The organism is Lysinibacillus sp. NPDC097279, assembly GCF_044761745.1.
Taxonomy (GTDB): Bacteria; Bacillota; Bacilli; order Bacillales_A; family Planococcaceae; genus Lysinibacillus.
Genome location: NZ_JBIWDA010000001.1, coordinates 1,866,442 through 1,882,453 on the forward strand (window position 1 = coordinate 1,866,442; position 16,012 = coordinate 1,882,453).

The following is a 16,012-nucleotide window of genomic DNA, read 5'->3' on the forward strand; positions in this document are numbered from 1 at the left end:
TGTGATTGTTAAATTGCTTCATCTTTTAAGTGCTACTTAGCTTCCTACGTTTTTGGTTGCCTGTAAGCGTAAGCGTGCTGTGCGTTTTTTTGTTTCTTTAAATAATTCATCTAATTGACGATAACATGCATATTGTCCTGGCTTTGCTTTAATAAAGGTCATACGCTCAATTCCATTAATCGGCATTACCTCTTCACCTGCTTCGATCACTAAACGTTCAAATAACATGATAGCCTTTTCCATGAGACCCTTTGCTTCCCCATTACGTGCATCATGGGCAGCATGTATTTGTGCTTCTAGCATCGTCCATTCTGTATACCATTCATCGACTTTTTCTTTTGATATTGCATCAATATTCACGCGTTTGTCACCAGCCCTTTTTTTAAACGCTTTTGTCCTTCACGGCAATCCTCGAGTAACGGACATGTTTGGCAGCCAGGATTTTGTGCCTTGCAATGATAACGTCCGAAGAAAATTAACTGATGATGGGTTTTTGACCATTTATCCATTGGAGTTTTTTTCATTATTGTTTCTTCCACTTCAAGCACTGAATCCTTCCAGCGACATAAACCTAGTCGTTTCGATACGCGTTCTACATGTGTATCAACAGCAAGTGCTGGAATATCAAAAGCTACTGATAAAACAACATTTGCCGTTTTACGCCCAACACCAGGCAATGTCACGAGCTCTTCACGACTTGCAGGAATTTGCCCATCATACTCTGTTAAAAGTCGCTGACAGAGAAGTTGAATATTTTTAGCCTTATTGCGATAAAGACCTATTGATCGAATATCCTGTTGTAGCTCCTCTAAACTCACTGCCAAATAATCTTCTGGCTTTTTATATTTTTGAAACAACGTTTTCGTTACTTTATTGACAAGTACATCCGTACATTGTGCAGATAATAACGTGGCGATTGTCAGCTCGAACGGGTTGTCATGGACAAGTTCACAATGCGCATTAGGAAACATGCGGTCCATTTCAGCTAGACAATGCTCCCACTGTTTTTTTGTTAACATTCCCTAAAAGCCCCCTATTCTCTTTCTTCTAACCAGTTATAAAATGGTACTCTGTTTGTCGCCTGCGTTTCTTGCTGTACTGTACGTGCTGGCGGTCTATTCAAACTTTGTTTCTCACGGAACTGCTCGCCTTGTTTATGTGCAGCTTGTGGTGTCGTAATATTTTTCTTTTTCCACTCCAATAATATCCGATCAATATAACGAATGCTCAATTTACCAGCAAAAACAGCTTCCTTTAATGCCTCTTTAATAAGCGCAGGACTGTGCTTATCCTCATCTAGCCAAAAACCGATTTTTTCTAGCTCTAAAGGAGATAAAAGACGCCCCATTTCCTCTTCAAATAAACGGAATACTTCACCCTCTTCTTGACGAAGTGTAGCTGCTGTATTTTTTTGTTCTTTCATTTCTATCATCTGCAATATACGTTCCCAAAGGGGGTACACCGAATATTTTTCGTATAGCGTGCCATTTGCATCGACATCACGTGTAATCTCAAGAAAGCCCTTTTGCATAAGACGCTGTAAGCGAGAAGTAATATCATTACTAGGCATTGTGAGACGATTCATCAAATCTGTTGGTGTAGGAAAATCGTTTCCTTCCACATGAAAGGCAAGTAAGTGCATGACAATTAGCGCCTCATCATCCTCAATATTTAACTCCTTATAAAACTGAAAAAAGAGCTGAGGAATTTGTATAGTTCTCTGCTCGGTCCATGTACGGAGTCGATTATTTTTAGTATTCATGTAGACATGACTCCTTTTTCTAGTAAGTAGAAAAGCCGCGTAGAAATTTCACTACGCGACTTTTAAATTGTTTTCGTTTGTTGCTAATCGATTAAGGGTATAAACGATTTAATAAACGTGGGAATGGAATCGTTTCACGAATATGCTCTGTTCCAGAAATCCATGCTACTGTACGTTCTAGTCCTAGACCGAAGCCAGAATGTGGTACTGAACCTTGCTTGCGAAGCTCTAGGTACCATGCGTAAGCATCTAATGATAGATCATGTTCCTCAAGACGAGCTTTTAATAAATCATAGTCATGAATACGCTCTGAACCACCAATAATTTCCCCGTAGCCTTCTGGCGCAATTAAGTCGGCACATAATACGACATCATCACGATCTGGGTGTGGCTGCATGTAGAATGGTTTGATACCTGTTGGGTAGCACGTAATGAATACTGGTTTGTCAAATGAATTTGCAATGGCTGTTTCATGTGGCGCACCGAAGTCATCACCCCATTCGATGTCATCAAAACCTTGTTCATGTAATAGTTTAATGGCATCATCGTATGAAATACGAGGGAATGGCGCTTTAATATTTTGCAGAGTTGATGTATCACGGCCAAGTCGCTCTAATTCTAGAGTACAGTTTGCCAGAACAGACTGCACAATATGTTCTACATACTGTTCTTGTACCTCTAAGTTTTCTTCGAATTCTACAAACGCCATTTCTGGCTCAATCATCCAAAACTCGATTAAGTGACGGCGTGTTTTAGATTTTTCAGCACGGAACGTTGGACCGAAAGAAAACACTTTCCCTAACGCCATCGCAGCCGCTTCCATATAAAGCTGACCAGATTGAGAAAGGTAGGCATCTTCATCAAAATATTTTGTGTGGAATAGCTCTGAAGTACCTTCAGGTGCTGATCCAGTTAAAATTGGTGGGTCCATTTTTGTAAAGCCATTGTTGTTGAAAAATTCATAAGTTGCACGGATGATTTCGTTACGAATTTTCATCACAGCGTGTTGTTTACGAGAACGTAACCATAAGTGACGGTTATCCATTAAAAATTCAGGACCATGCTCTTTTGGCGTAATGGGGAAATCTGTTGCTGCATGTAACACTTCAATTCCTGTTACTGCTAGTTCACAGCCGAAACTTGAACGTTCGTCTGCTTTTACCTCTCCAATAACGTACATCGAAGTTTCTTGTGTCATACCTTTTGCAATTGCAAAAATTTCTTCGCCTACTTCTTCTTTTACAACAACGCCCTGCACAAAGCCAGAACCATCACGTAGTTGTAAGAAAGCGATTTTACCACTTGAACGTTTGTTAGCTAACCAAGCACCTAGCTTGACTGTTTCTCCGATATGCTGTGGCATATCTTGAATCATAATTTTTTTCATAGAAATCCTCCAAAGTTGGTTAGAAGGATTAGTCTTGCCATTTTGATTTTACGAATGCATCAATACGACGGACTGCCTCTTCTAATAATTCTAAAGATGTAGCATAAGATAATCGCATAGTAGTTGGTGCACCAAAGCCAGAGCCTGGAATCACTGCTACGTTTGCTTCTGTTAAAATGTCCGCAGCAAAAGCATCTACTGAATCATAGCCAGTATGTGCCATTGCTTCTGCTACATCTGGTAATAAATAAAATGCGCCTTGCGGTTTTAATACATTGAAGCCAGGAATTGCACTAATTTGTGGATAAATTTTCTCAAGACGAGATTCGAAAGCTTGACGCATTTCTTCGACAGTGTCTTGTGGTCCATTATACGCTTCCACTGTTGCATATTGTGCAGTTGTTGTTGCGTTTGAAGTAGAGTGTGAAGCAAGGTCAGTCATTGGTTTAATAATGTCTGCATCACCTGCTGCATATCCGATACGCCAGCCTGTCATAGAGTGAGATTTTGCTACACCATTTACTACGATTGTACGTGCTTTCAATGCATCTGAAAGTTGTGCAATTGAAAAATGCTCAATACCATTGTATACAAGCTTCTCATAAATTTCATCTGACACGATTAAAATATCCTTTTCTTCTGCAACAGCAGCAAGTTCTGCTAGCTCATTGCGAGAATAAATCATACCAGATGGATTGCTTGGCGAGTTAATGATCACTGCTTTAGTTTTATCGGTAATAGCTGCACGTAATTGATCGGCAGTAATTTTATAGCCTTGTTCGCGTGTCCCCTCAACATAAACGGGCACACCGCCTGCTAGTTTCACTTGCTCTGGGTACGATACCCAATAAGGAATAGGGATGATTACTTCATCGCCTTCATTTAAAATTACTTGGAATAACGTGTAAAGAATGTGCTTTGCCCCAACGCCTACGATAACCTCGTTCGGTTTATATGTAAGATTGTTGTCGCGTTGAAGTTTGTCAATAATCGCTTTTTTAAGAACTGGTAGTCCGCCAGCAGGGGTATATTTAGTTAAACCTTTTTCCATAGAGTCAATTGCCGCATCTAGAATATTGCGCGGTGTGTTGAAGTCAGGTTCACCAGCTCCTAGACCAATTACATCAATACCTTGCTCTTTTAATTCTTTTGCTTTTGCAGTAATTGCTAATGTTGAAGATGGTGTTAAAGTTTTCACTCGGTTTGCTAATAGTTTTTTCATTCGGGATCTACTCCTCTTATAAATTCTTAATGCGCTTCCACCAGTCGCCGTCCTTAAATAAAATATAGACATAGTTGAGTTTATCTTGATCGTTTAGGTAAGTTATTTCCCAAACAGCCCCTACTTCCTCATAGCCTAATTTCATATGAAGAACCTTTTGGACATTTCCTTCATTTTTAAAAACCGATAATGCTTGCTTTTCCGTAATACCATCTTTCAAAAATACTTCCTGAATGGAATCCTCTTCTAGATTCGTTGGAACAAAGACAGCCTTTTTGTCACCATATTCGTCTACCCCGAACACAGTAACATACGAATGTTTGCCATTATATGTGTATGACTCCGAGACAATTGCTAGGGCTTTGGCATCAAGTGCCAACTGTTCAGCCTGTTCTTCAATTGAACTAAACGGAGCCTCGGCTTTCCAGAGTACTAAAATACTAATGACAAGTGACAAGGAAACCATAAAGACAGAAATGAAAATCAACCAGTTTTTCATATATTCACCTTATGTTTCATACCTAGCTTTTTTTGCGCTAAGAATGCCAGATATTTTTGCGTGTCTATAACTGCGCACACTTTCATTTTGCTTACCATTTTTGTCAACCTGCTTTCTTTCCTCATACCACAACATTATACACCAAAATTCTCTTGTCGTGTTTGCTAATTTCATTTATTGTACGTTGATAAACCAGCGTTTTCAAATGATTCGAGGCGTGATTTTCATTTTTTGCTCTTCCACTAAAAAAGACTGTACGTTATCGTTAAAAGTTCCTATTTTTTTCACACTAAAGAAAGGTGTAGATTTGCGAAAAAATCACTTTTTTACTATATCCAAAAGAGCAAAAGTCCTACACAAATTTATTCCCACTGCCTTTTGTTGACAGTGGGAACGATTCTCTCTTGAATATTTTATTTTATACTTGATAGACTCTTTTATAGTGAGCTAATGACATAGTTTGCACGACCATTATTTTTCGCTTTGTATAAGTTACGATCCGCCTGCTTAAAAAGCTGAATATAGTCATAATTTTCTTGGTCATTCATACAGGCCCCTAAGCTAATCTTTAAAGGATAACTATCAAAGTCTTGTTCTACTTTTAATGTTAAGATATAGGCATGTAGTTCCTTAATAAAGTCATAGAAAAACTGCTTATTGTCATGACGCAGACATACGATAAATTCATCTCCACCATAACGTATAATGACCGCATCCTCATTACGTAAAAAATCTCTTAATCCAGTAGCAAGTAACTGGAGTACCATGTCACCTAACAAGTGACCGTACTTATCATTATATGCTTTAAAATAGTCGATATCGAGGACAATTACGCCAACATACTGATGGCAAGCCTGTGCTCCCTTCAACCAATCATTTAGCTCACTATCTAGAAAATGACGATTAAGAACACCTGTTAAAGGATCATAGAGAGCCCTTTTTTCCAGTTTCTCTTTTTGTCTATTAAAATCTAAGTTCATGACCTGTTGAAGCAAATTGTCAGCACTCATTTTTTCTGTAAGTTCTATATAAGCTCGTTGCACATCAAATATCTCATTTCGGTAATCCAATTGATAAAGAACATTTAACAGCATACGCATGACCCTTTTCGTAATTGGATTATCCCCGTATGATTGCGCCAAATCTATCGCTTGCTTATAATATTTCACGGCCTCATCTAGCTTTTGTTGATGTTCATATAAAAAGCCATAGCCAAATAATGCGGCTACCTTTTCTCGTTTATGATTTTGAATAATATCCGAATTTAATGTATCGTCCAATAATGCTTGACCAGTAACAAAATCGCCCTCTAGTATATAGACATCAGCCATATTATTATTAATGCGAATTTCTTGTAGCTTCGCCAATTCTGGCTGTGTTTTGGCAAGCTCCTTATTGTAATTTCTTGCGATAAATGCCGCATTAAGAGCATCCCGATAACAGCCATTTTCGACTTCAAGATAGCACAGATTGCTATAGCAGCGTACAAGCATTTTAGTATCTTTAAGTTGTGTAGCAAATTCAATCGATTTTTTGGTCATTTCCACTGTTTTTTCTCTGACCCCAACTAAATCATATATTAAAGACATAACAAGATAATAATTCATAAAATCCTTTGTCGTGCCGTACTTTTGGCAGCACTCCTCATAGTCATGGATGTGGCTCACCATGCTTAATGTATCGCCTAGAGCATGATGAATTAATATTTTTTGGAAGAATAAATCTAGTCCATGCTTATGATTATCATTTTCTATTGCTACTAAAAGTCCCTGTTCAGCAAGATTTAGAGCTTCTGTCAAACGCCCTTTCGTCCGCATTTCCATGATTGTTTTGTTTAATTCTTCTAATGTTAACTCCAAATAATCACCACTTCTCTATGCTCGGAATTTTCCTTATCCATAATACTTTAATGTAGCAGTTAGCCTATACATTAATTATAAGCGAAGTCTATGCCCTCGTCCGTCATTTCAAGCATATCCCATAAATTACTAAACACATTGAATGATATTAGTTGTCTCTAGGGTTATCTTTTCTCCAACAAGCTATTTCTTTTTATGTTTAATTTAAACAGGGCTAAAATAACAGCTTTATTTGCATGAATTTTTGAAATACAATATTTTTTATATATATTAGCACAAATAATTCCATTATTGTCCTCGTTTCTCATTGTTTTTACCCATATGATGTAGTTGATTGAGTATTTATTTGTAAAAACATAAGGGACGTGATGTTGTGAATAAACATATAAATCCATCTGATCCAGCAACAATACCTAAATTTGTAGATGAATTACCGAAGCCTGTTACTGCAAAGCCAAAATACAGTAGCGGGCAGCCAAAAAAAGAATATTATGAGTTGCAAATGATGGAAGCAGAACATGGTTTTCATAAGAACTTTCCGAAATCCACGATTTGGGGATATAACGGACTTTACCCTGGTCCAACTATTGAGGCTTCTAAAGACAAAACGATTTATGTCAAATACAAAAACCAATTACCAGCAAAGCATTTTTTACCTGTAGATTTTACACTCCATGCGGCCAATGATTCACAAGAGGTTCGAACGGTAACACATCTTCACGGAGCCAATGTCGATTGGGAAAGTGATGGGCATCCTGAAGCATGGTATACAAAAGACTTTATGTATACTGGTCCAAAATTCAATAAAGAAATACATGAATATACCAATCATCAGCCAGGTACAACGTTGTGGTATCATGACCATGCAATGGCATTAACGCGCTTAAATGTATACGCAGGTCTTGCTGGCTTCTACTTGCTGCGCGATTCCATTGAGGAACGCTCAAATTTACCGTGCGGTGATTATGAATATCCTCTATTAATTGCGGATAAAACTTTTAATGAAGATGGCTCCCTCTTCTATCCTGATGAACCGCCTTTCCCCGTGCCAGTACATCCATCGATTACACCTGGCTTTGTGGGAAACACCATCGTTGTGAATGGTAAAGTATGGCCTTATTTAAATGTTGAGCCTCGCAAATATCGTTTTCGTTTGCTAAATGGTTCAAATCGAAGAGGTTACGTCATTAGCCTTTCTAATGAACAGCCTATGATTCAGCTCGGAACAGATGGAGGTTTTCTAACAACCCCGAACGAAATTTACGCTGTGGAATTATTGCCTGCTGAAAGAACGGATGTCATCATTGACTTTTCTAATTGTGAAGGTCAGGAAATAACATTAATTAACGGAGATACAGATTTTATTGACGAGCATACGAGTGTCATTATGCAATTTAAAGTGACTTGCCCGCTTCGCTATGAAGATACGAGCGAAATTCCTGAAAGGCTTGCTGTCTCAATGGATTTACATCCGCATCATGCACATGTCGAGCGCAACTTACCATTAAGTGCATCGACAGATGACTTCGGAAGACCAATGCTATTATTAAATGACCGCATGTACCATGATCCTGCTACTGAAAAGCCAGCTCTTAATAGTATAGAAGTTTGGAATTTCATTAATGCCACGCCATTTATACACCCAATCCATATTCATTTAGTTCAATTTAAAATCTTGAAACGACGTCCATTCGACGTAGAGCTCTATCAAAATGAAGGTAGGCTTGAATTTACTGGCCCAGCTGAAGAGCCTCGAGACTTTGAACGAGGCTGGAAAGATACTGTAAAAGCTGATGCAGGAAAGGTTACAAAAATTATTATGCATTGGAAAGACCATATCGGAAATTACATGTGGCATTGCCATTTCCTTGAGCATGAGGATCACGATATGATGCGCCCAATTCTAGTGATGAAAGATGTTCATCCCGTATCAGAGCCACATGTTGAAATAGAGCATGCTACAGAAAACCATAATGCCACAGCAACGACAGTTCTAAATAATAATGACAGCACTGCCCCACTTTTGAATAGTGCGCATAGCATTGCACCGACTACTGATCACACACAGCACACTCCTCTAGTGACCGATAGGCAAGATTTATCAGTTACAAAGGAAACTTCGTCACACGTTGCTACTCATACTCAGAATGTCTCACAGTTCATACCTCAACCCATTTATCCTTCTAACAGAAGACAATTACAACCTAACATGGCAAATAGATGGCGTAGGAGACGTCCGTAGGAATTTACATTATTCCTGTATAATACAAAAAAAATCGAGGTATTTGACGTTAGCTTTGTCGAATACCTCGGTTTTTAGAGTTGATAGATATCTTCACTCATCTCTCCTCATTCCGTTCCAATTGAATAACAGGCAATAATAAATCTAATTGCGAAAAATCTTCCCCTCGGTACCACTCAAGTATAGATCGGGTTGGTACCCAACTATGTTGAAGGGCATATTGTAGTAATTTTTGATATCCTTTGTTTATTTCGGTTAGAGGCTCTTTGAATGGTAGTGCCAGGCAAATACAAGCAGGCAAATGTTCAATAAAATCAACGCCTGTTAATTCATTTAAACTTGTATGTTCTAATACACCAAAACCAATTTGTACTTTTATTAAATCTTGTCCTGATAAATAATTTACATAATAGCTGTTAATTTGAATATTGTTTTGCTTTAATTCATCGGCTCTTTTCGCAAAATGCTCTCCAAACTTCCCCATTGTGGATTCCTCAATGAACCAAATTATTTTTTCTTCGTTTTTATCAATTAGATAGATATCCTCTCGAATGGGATCACTTTCTAAAAACCTTAAACTAACATCAATAAGCTCACGTTTTTTCTTTACAGTGCAAATCCAATTATCCATCATTGTTTGACGAGCTACTTCGTCGTTGTTTTGTAAATAATGTTGTATGTCCTTAATAGGCACGTCTGCTATACGCAAAGTTGTAATCAATTTCACGATTGCAATTTGGTGTGATGCATATACGCGATATCCATTTCCTCTCCGTTCTACTGGCAACAATAAATTTTTCGTTTCATAAAAACGTAACGTACTTTTTGAAATACCTGTTCTATTAGAAAATTCCTGAATGGTCATATAGTTATGCAAAAGCGACACACCTTTCAATTTCCATAATAAACCTTCAAGTTACTTGATGGTCAAGTGTATTTTCTGAATTGTTTGAGTGCCTGTCACTCCATTTCATATTCAGTTCATAAATGCGTGCTATAGTAAGGACACACAAACAATGATTCTATTGTTTAGCGTAATCAAGGAGGATATTTATTAATGGATAACACAACTACTAAAGAAGTACCAATAAAAAATTGGCGGCGCTTTGTGGGGCTTGTAAAACAGGCGCAGCCACCGATGCTCTTGTTAATAATCGCTTTATGTATGAGTATAGCGACCACTGGCGTAGGATTTATCGTGCCACTATTCACTAAAAAATTAGTGGATGGCTTTTCATTACAATCTCTTAATTATTGGCAAATTATTTTACTAGGAATAGCTTTTATCGTGCAAGCCATCGCGAGCGGACTTTCCATTTATTTTTTAAATCGCGTTGGTCATCAGGTTGTAGCAAAATTGAGAGATCAATTATGGCGTAAATTGCTCCATTTACCAATCCCTTATTATGATGATAACGATACTGGTGAGACGTTAAGTCGTGTAACAAATGACACAGCTGTAGTAAAAGAGCTAATAACTGAACATCTGGCAAATTGTTTAACAGGCGTTATTTCAATTATCGGTTCTGTCATTATTCTTTTATTTTTAGATTGGAAAATGACCTTAGTCATGCTCATTGCTGTTCCTCTTGCGATGATTATTTTAATGTTATTAGGAAAGCGTATGTTTGTCATTTCAAAAGGTATGCAAGATGAAACCGCTAAATTTACCGCTATTCTCAATCAAGTTTTACCTGAAACACGTTTAGTAAAAGCCTCAAATGCTGAGAACATTGAATATGAACGAGGAAAAAAAGGCATTACTAATCTATTTACATTCGGTCTAAAAGAAGCTAAAATCCATGCACTGATTTCACCTTTAATTTCATTCATACTAATGAGTGTCCTAGTAGCAATCATTGGCTATGGCGGAGTTCGTGTTTCATCTGGTGAACTTACAGCTGGTGATATGGTTGCTTTTATTTTATATTTAATTCAAATCATTATGCCTATGACGCAATTAACAATGTTCTTTACCCAACTACAAAAAGCTATGGGTGCTACAGAACGAATCAGTGCATTACTTGAGCATGAAGAAGAAAACATTTATGAAGGCCAACAATTAGATGCTGTACAAGAACCAATCCATGTCCGAAATGTAGACTTTGCCTATGGTGAAGAGCCTATTTTATCGAACATCAACTTTACAATTGAGCCTGGTAAGGTCACTGCCATTGTTGGGCCGAGTGGCGGAGGGAAAACGACGACTTTTGCGCTGTTAGAACGCTACTATCAACCGACAAATGGCTTAATTACATTAGGCGATACACCTATTGATACATTTTCTCTTCATTCATGGAGAAATCAAATTGGCTATGTTGCACAAGAAAGTGCGCTTCTATCAGGAACGATTCGTGAAAATATTTGTTATGGTATTGCGAGAGACGTTTCAGACGAGGAACTTGAACGTGTAGCAAAAATGGCCTACGCTGATCAATTTATCAATGAACTGCCAGATAAATTTAACACCGAGGTCGGCGAACGAGGCATAAAGCTTTCAGGTGGACAACGACAACGCATTTCGATTGCCAGAGCTTTGTTACGTAATCCACAAATTTTAATGCTAGATGAAGCGACTTCTAGCCTTGATAGTAATTCAGAAATTTACGTACAAAAAGCATTGGATAATTTAATGCAAGGACGCACAACACTCGTAATCGCGCACCGACTTTCTACTGTCGTAGATGCAGACCAAATTTTATTTATCGAGAAAGGTCATATTACAGGCTGTGGGACACATGATACATTATTTGAAACACACGATATGTATAGAGAGTTTGCTAAACAACAATTGCGCATTAAAGATTAAAGGCGAAAGGATTTGTTATGATGACAAAACTATTAGTCGTGGATGATGATGACCATATTCGAGAATTAATAAAAGTATTTTTACAAAATGAAGGTTTTGACGTTATTGAAGCATTGGACGGTGTGGATGCACTGTCCAAATTGGATGCAGAAAAAGTCGACATGGTGATTATGGACATTATGATGCCTAACATGGACGGTTGGCAATTATGCAAGGAAATTCGAGCATTCAATAGTGATTTACCGATCTTGATGTTAACGGCAAAAGGTGAAACCGCTCAGAAAGTGAAAGGTTTCAATTTAGGAACAGACGATTATTTAGTCAAACCATTTGAGCCTGTCGAATTGATTGTACGCGTTAAATCCATTTTAAAACGGTATCGTATTGCGCTCTCTCAAACGATTGAAATTGGAAATGTTAAAATGAATCGCCATACATATGAAGTATTGTATGACGGTGAAAGCATCACATTGCGCCTAAAAGAATTTGACCTTTTATTTACATTAGCAAGTTATGCGGGCAAAACATTTTCTCGCGAGCAGCTTATTGAAGAAATTTGGGGATTTGTTTATGAGGGTGATGAGCGTACGGTAGATGTTCATATTAAAAGGTTGCGTGAACGATTTCCTGAAGAAAAAAGTGGCTTCACCATTCGTACGATTCGTGGACTTGGCTATCGCCTGGAATTAGCACTATGAAGTATTGGAAATTTTTCTTTAAGCTTCTAATGATTTTTATTATGTTCCTTCTAGCCAATATAGTATTTGCCTTTATTTCCTTCCACGTAACTTCTTGGCTATTTCAGCGGGTGGACATACATCTGCAAGGATTTTGGCGACAATTGACGACGGTTCTCGGTGTATTTGTACTATTTGCCTGCACCGCAGCTTGCATTTTTTTAATCGGTTTAAAAAGACAGCGCAATTATTGGGATACGATTGTTGATGCTATTGGACGAATGGCTAAAGGGGATTTCAATGTACAGTTAGACAAAATGTCAGATGATGAAAATGATCATTTTGGCCAACTAATTAGTGGGATCAATCATATGGCGGTCGAATTAGGCGAATTAGAGCGTATGCGCCAAGAATTTATTTCAAATGTATCACACGAAATTCAATCTCCCCTGACATCCATAAATGGTTTTGCAAAGGCATTAAAAAATATGGATTTATCTGAAGAGAAACGTCAGCACTATTTAGCCATTATTGAAATGGAAAGTCACCGTCTATCAAAAATCAGTGATAATTTATTAAAATTAACGTCCTTAGAATCACAGCATCATCCATTTGAACCGAAGTACTATCGACTAGATAAACAGTTGCGCAATGTTGTTTTAGCCTTAGAGCCAAATTGGTTAGAAAAACAAATTGATATTGATATTCAATTACAAAACATAACGATTATGGCTGATGAGGACTTAATGAACCAAGTATGGATGAATGTACTCAGTAACAGCATCAAATTTACACACAAAAATGGCCAAATCCGTATTTTAATGACCGCCCACCATGATAAAGTTATGGTAAGTATTTGTGATAACGGTATTGGCTTAACGGATGAACAGCAAAAGCATATTTTTGAACGTTTTTATAAAGCAGACCAATCGAGAATCGCTACAAATGGAGGTAGCGGACTAGGATTATCTATTGTAAAAAAAATTATTGATATGCATCATGGTACGATTACTGTCAAAAGTAAGCTTGCTGAACATACAAAATTTGTAATAACACTCCCTATTGATAGTGTTATTACAGACAAGAAAGAGCATAGGATGTGAAAGTAGTTCACACCTATGCTCTTTCGCTTCTTCTAGTACGCTACTTGTCGAAAATATTGATATACTTTTGCTAACTTTTTTTGTTGTCCTCCCTTTTTACTTTCCATATTCCCAAATTCAAAAAACTTCACTTTCTTAATTCCTACAAAATTAAACAATGCTTTTCGCATCAATACTTTGTGAGCATTATTCAACCATAAAAGCGGATATTTAGTAGGGCCTTTCATTGTCGAAACACAAACGACTGACTTCCCTTTTAAGAGCCCATCAGGAAACAATCCCTTTTTATCTCTATAGGCAAAATTGGATGCAAATAATTGATCAATATAGCCTAAAAGCATTGCTGGCGGTCTTCCCCACCAAATTGGATAAACAAAAACAATCTTATCCGCCCAAGTTATTTGTTCTCTATATTTCTCTAGTTTTGGATCACGATACATATCACGACGTCGTCTATGTTCATTAAAGTGTAAAATCGGATCAAAATTTTCTTCATATAAATCAAGCACTTGTAATTCATTTATGTAGGGATTTTCATTGCATCCTTTAACAACTTCCTGCAAAAAAGAATAATTCAAACTTTGATGATTTGGATACGTATAAATAATTAATGTTTTCATAACTGCCTCCATTACTTATCATTTGATAAGTAAATAATACGCAATACTTATTTAGTTGTCAAATGATAATTGTTTTAAGATAAGTTATTTGTTATCTTGTCAGTAAGAGGTGAGATATTTGGACAAGAATGCATTATTCAATCAATTTGTTACATTTACAGCAAGCGTTCATCAGGTAACAAATGATTTATCACAAAACATCATTACAGTTGCGATTACGCCTGTTCAATATAAAATTTTAGAATATTTAAAAGTAAGCCAACCTGTTACGATTACCGAAATTAGTGATTGTCACCATATGTCGCTACCGAATACAAGTCGAGAGCTTAAGAAACTACAAGAGAAAAAATTAATTGAAAAAATAAGTGATACAGAGGATCGTAGAAAACATTATGTGCGCCTCACCGAAGATGGGGAACAAATGATGGATGAGGCATTTCGATGTATTGAAGTCCGTTTTCAACACCTTATTCAAGATGTTTCAGAAGAAGATTTAGAAGAAATTAAGCACGCATTAGATATTTTGCAGCAGAAGGTTTTTAAACTAGATGTAAGGCTTTAATATGCATGAACTTTCCGTTACTAGTTAGGCTAGACTATAAGTGTGACCACAAATGCAATTTAATTTGTGGTCACCTTTTTTCAAGGTTTTTAATTAGTTTAGCTATGTAGATTAATAAACCAATAATTGTTAGTGGAATTGAAATTGCGACTAATGTAGCAAAAAATGCAAATATATCTCCAACAAGTAATTTTGGCATTATTAAAATTCTCTCCTTTTTTAACTTTTGGATATCAACGAATAAAGAAGCGATGAACTAGTTCTTCGTAAAATAATTTTAATTCCCAATTAATTACTTTGTGCTCTTTGTGATTATTGAATTATAACTCATCATACTGAAATCGTTAATAAATCTTAATTTAATTGTAGGAAGGCTTGTAATCCATTGCTGACGATTTTAAAAATGACAACCTATTTAACAGAGGAAAAGCCTTCCTTTTTATTGACGATAAATGTATATACCATCTCTTTCATTAAAAAAGATTTTAGTATACTTAACATTAATAATACGAATTCCATCCCCAGCCAGTTCTATTATTACCCACGTAGAAAGAGAGACTTCTATTAAAGGAGCCTATTTCAAAAATAATGTTAAACTGTGCTGATAATCGAGCTTCATCGTCCCAAGAAGTATTTACTGGTTTAAGTATTCGAAGTGATGGATTAGCATAACTACCCGTTACTGTCCAAACATTGAAGTTTCCAACCCAAGTAATAGAATCATTTCCAAAACGATTTAGGTAGTAGTTAACATAATAGGACATCCCATCTCAGCTGTTTTTTCATCGCTTCCCATTTTTAATTGGTTAGCTTTTATTGTCTTTAATTCATGCTCCGAAAGAGCTGTTTCTCTCGTTTGATTTGAATCTAATGATGCTGCTTTTGCATTATCGGTAACAAATCCAATCCCTGAAAGACCAAGAATAACTACTGATATTAAAAGAATTGAACGAAATTTTATAGTACAGACCTCCAGTATTTTTTATGTTATATGTTACTTTTATCTTATCAAATCATTAAAACTAACAAAAGTTAAAAATAAATAATATTAAATAATTCAGAAATTGTTCATATTATTTAAATATAGAATACCTGTTTATGTACAATGTAATTCAATAATAGGTTTATATATCTTTAAATTTAAAACAAAGATATCAGCGTTTTTCATCTGCCCATGCCATAAAGTTCATTGTTTCACAACGTCTTATCGTTGTTCTGCTTGTACACGTTCTGCTTCGTTGTATTGAAAAGAGTTAGCTTGGATTTATCA

Annotated in this window: 15 protein-coding genes; 5 read left to right on the forward strand and 10 right to left on the reverse strand. The window is 36.7% G+C overall.

What is annotated here, in order from left to right:
• Positions 1 to 36: 36 nt before the first annotated feature.
• The 7 genes from ACIQ1H_RS09440 to ACIQ1H_RS09470 form a co-directional block, all read right to left on the reverse strand.
• On the reverse strand, positions 37 to 360 hold the full coding sequence (locus ACIQ1H_RS09440; protein ID WP_402888328.1) for a YpoC family protein: 324 nt from the start codon (positions 358 to 360) through the stop codon (positions 37 to 39).
• Positions 357 to 1,019, reverse strand: a complete 663-nt coding sequence (gene nth / locus ACIQ1H_RS09445; RefSeq protein ID WP_173478554.1) for an endonuclease III — start codon at positions 1,017 to 1,019, stop codon at positions 357 to 359. Before nth ends, ACIQ1H_RS09440 begins: the two co-directional genes overlap by 4 nt.
• A gap of 14 nt (positions 1,020 to 1,033) precedes the next feature.
• A complete protein-coding gene (locus ACIQ1H_RS09450; RefSeq protein ID WP_402888330.1) occupies positions 1,034 to 1,762 on the reverse strand; it encodes a DnaD domain-containing protein in 729 nt (242 codons plus the stop codon).
• Between the two features lie 91 nt (positions 1,763 to 1,853).
• Entirely contained in the window at positions 1,854 to 3,149 is a 1,296-nt protein-coding gene (gene asnS, locus ACIQ1H_RS09455) for an asparagine--tRNA ligase (RefSeq protein WP_402888332.1), read from the reverse strand.
• Positions 3,150 to 3,177: 28 nt separating this feature from the next.
• Positions 3,178 to 4,371 carry a pyridoxal phosphate-dependent aminotransferase gene (locus tag ACIQ1H_RS09460; RefSeq protein WP_402888333.1) on the reverse strand — a complete coding sequence of 398 codons (1,194 nt, stop codon included), beginning with the start codon at positions 4,369 to 4,371 and terminating at the stop codon, positions 3,178 to 3,180.
• Positions 4,372 to 4,387: 16 nt separating this feature from the next.
• Positions 4,388 to 4,870: a cell wall elongation regulator TseB-like domain-containing protein gene (locus tag ACIQ1H_RS09465; RefSeq protein WP_173478551.1), complete on the reverse strand. Its 483-nt coding sequence runs from the start codon at positions 4,868 to 4,870 to the stop codon at positions 4,388 to 4,390.
• 437 nt (positions 4,871 to 5,307) lie between these two features.
• The gene (locus ACIQ1H_RS09470) at positions 5,308 to 6,729 is read right to left on the reverse strand and encodes a tetratricopeptide repeat-containing diguanylate cyclase (protein WP_402888335.1); all 1,422 of its coding nucleotides are present in this window, start codon (positions 6,727 to 6,729) and stop codon (positions 5,308 to 5,310) included.
• 373 nt (positions 6,730 to 7,102) lie between these two features.
• Here ACIQ1H_RS09470 and ACIQ1H_RS09475 point away from each other — a divergent pair, with 373 nt between their 5' ends.
• Entirely contained in the window at positions 7,103 to 8,971 is a 1,869-nt protein-coding gene (locus ACIQ1H_RS09475; protein ID WP_402888336.1) for a multicopper oxidase family protein, read from the forward strand.
• A 97-nt stretch (positions 8,972 to 9,068) separates the two neighbouring features.
• Here ACIQ1H_RS09475 and ACIQ1H_RS09480 read toward each other — a convergent pair whose 3' ends face one another.
• Positions 9,069 to 9,857, reverse strand: a complete 789-nt coding sequence (locus tag ACIQ1H_RS09480; RefSeq protein ID WP_402888338.1) for a MerR family transcriptional regulator — start codon at positions 9,855 to 9,857, stop codon at positions 9,069 to 9,071.
• Between the two features lie 171 nt (positions 9,858 to 10,028).
• Between ACIQ1H_RS09480 and ACIQ1H_RS09485 the strand changes: the two genes are divergently transcribed.
• The 3 genes from ACIQ1H_RS09485 to ACIQ1H_RS09495 are packed head-to-tail and all read left to right on the forward strand — an operon-like array spanning position 10,029 to position 13,560.
• Positions 10,029 to 11,780, forward strand: coding sequence for an ABC transporter ATP-binding protein (locus tag ACIQ1H_RS09485; RefSeq protein ID WP_402888339.1), 1,752 nt, complete (start codon positions 10,029 to 10,031; stop codon positions 11,778 to 11,780).
• Positions 11,781 to 11,797: 17 nt separating this feature from the next.
• A complete protein-coding gene (locus ACIQ1H_RS09490; protein WP_402888341.1) occupies positions 11,798 to 12,478 on the forward strand; it encodes a response regulator transcription factor in 681 nt (226 codons plus the stop codon).
• Positions 12,475 to 13,560, forward strand: coding sequence for a HAMP domain-containing sensor histidine kinase (locus ACIQ1H_RS09495; protein ID WP_402888343.1), 1,086 nt, complete (start codon positions 12,475 to 12,477; stop codon positions 13,558 to 13,560). The genes ACIQ1H_RS09490 and ACIQ1H_RS09495 overlap by 4 nt, the downstream gene beginning before the upstream one ends.
• Before the next feature lie 32 nt (positions 13,561 to 13,592).
• On the opposite strand, the gene ACIQ1H_RS09500 is transcribed toward ACIQ1H_RS09495, so the two are convergent.
• Complete coding sequence (locus tag ACIQ1H_RS09500; protein WP_402888345.1) at positions 13,593 to 14,180, reverse strand: NAD(P)H-dependent oxidoreductase; 588 nt, start codon at positions 14,178 to 14,180, stop codon at positions 13,593 to 13,595.
• 118 nt (positions 14,181 to 14,298) lie between these two features.
• Here ACIQ1H_RS09500 and ACIQ1H_RS09505 point away from each other — a divergent pair, with 118 nt between their 5' ends.
• Positions 14,299 to 14,742 (forward strand): MarR family winged helix-turn-helix transcriptional regulator, encoded by a 444-nt coding sequence (locus ACIQ1H_RS09505; protein ID WP_402888347.1) that lies wholly within the window; start codon positions 14,299 to 14,301, stop codon positions 14,740 to 14,742.
• Between the two features lie 70 nt (positions 14,743 to 14,812).
• On the opposite strand, the gene ACIQ1H_RS09510 is transcribed toward ACIQ1H_RS09505, so the two are convergent.
• A complete protein-coding gene (locus tag ACIQ1H_RS09510; RefSeq protein ID WP_340825097.1) occupies positions 14,813 to 14,941 on the reverse strand; it encodes a hypothetical protein in 129 nt (42 codons plus the stop codon).
• Positions 14,942 to 16,012: the final 1,071 nt, after the last annotated feature.

Coding starts and splice junctions, on each gene's coding strand:
- ACIQ1H_RS09490 (WP_402888341.1), top strand. CDS start 11,798: ATGATGACAAAACTATTAGTCGTGGATGATGATGACCATATTCGAGAA.
- asnS (WP_402888332.1), bottom strand. CDS start 3,149: ATGAAAAAAATTATGATTCAAGATATGCCACAGCATATCGGAGAAACA.
- ACIQ1H_RS09460 (WP_402888333.1), bottom strand. CDS start 4,371: ATGAAAAAACTATTAGCAAACCGAGTGAAAACTTTAACACCATCTTCA.
- ACIQ1H_RS09450 (WP_402888330.1), bottom strand. CDS start 1,762: ATGAATACTAAAAATAATCGACTCCGTACATGGACCGAGCAGAGAACT.
- ACIQ1H_RS09465 (WP_173478551.1), bottom strand. CDS start 4,870: ATGAAAAACTGGTTGATTTTCATTTCTGTCTTTATGGTTTCCTTGTCA.
- ACIQ1H_RS09495 (WP_402888343.1), top strand. CDS start 12,475: ATGAAGTATTGGAAATTTTTCTTTAAGCTTCTAATGATTTTTATTATG.
- nth (WP_173478554.1), bottom strand. CDS start 1,019: ATGTTAACAAAAAAACAGTGGGAGCATTGTCTAGCTGAAATGGACCGC.
- ACIQ1H_RS09510 (WP_340825097.1), bottom strand. CDS start 14,941: ATGCCAAAATTACTTGTTGGAGATATATTTGCATTTTTTGCTACATTA.
- ACIQ1H_RS09500 (WP_402888345.1), bottom strand. CDS start 14,180: ATGAAAACATTAATTATTTATACGTATCCAAATCATCAAAGTTTGAAT.
- ACIQ1H_RS09485 (WP_402888339.1), top strand. CDS start 10,029: ATGGATAACACAACTACTAAAGAAGTACCAATAAAAAATTGGCGGCGC.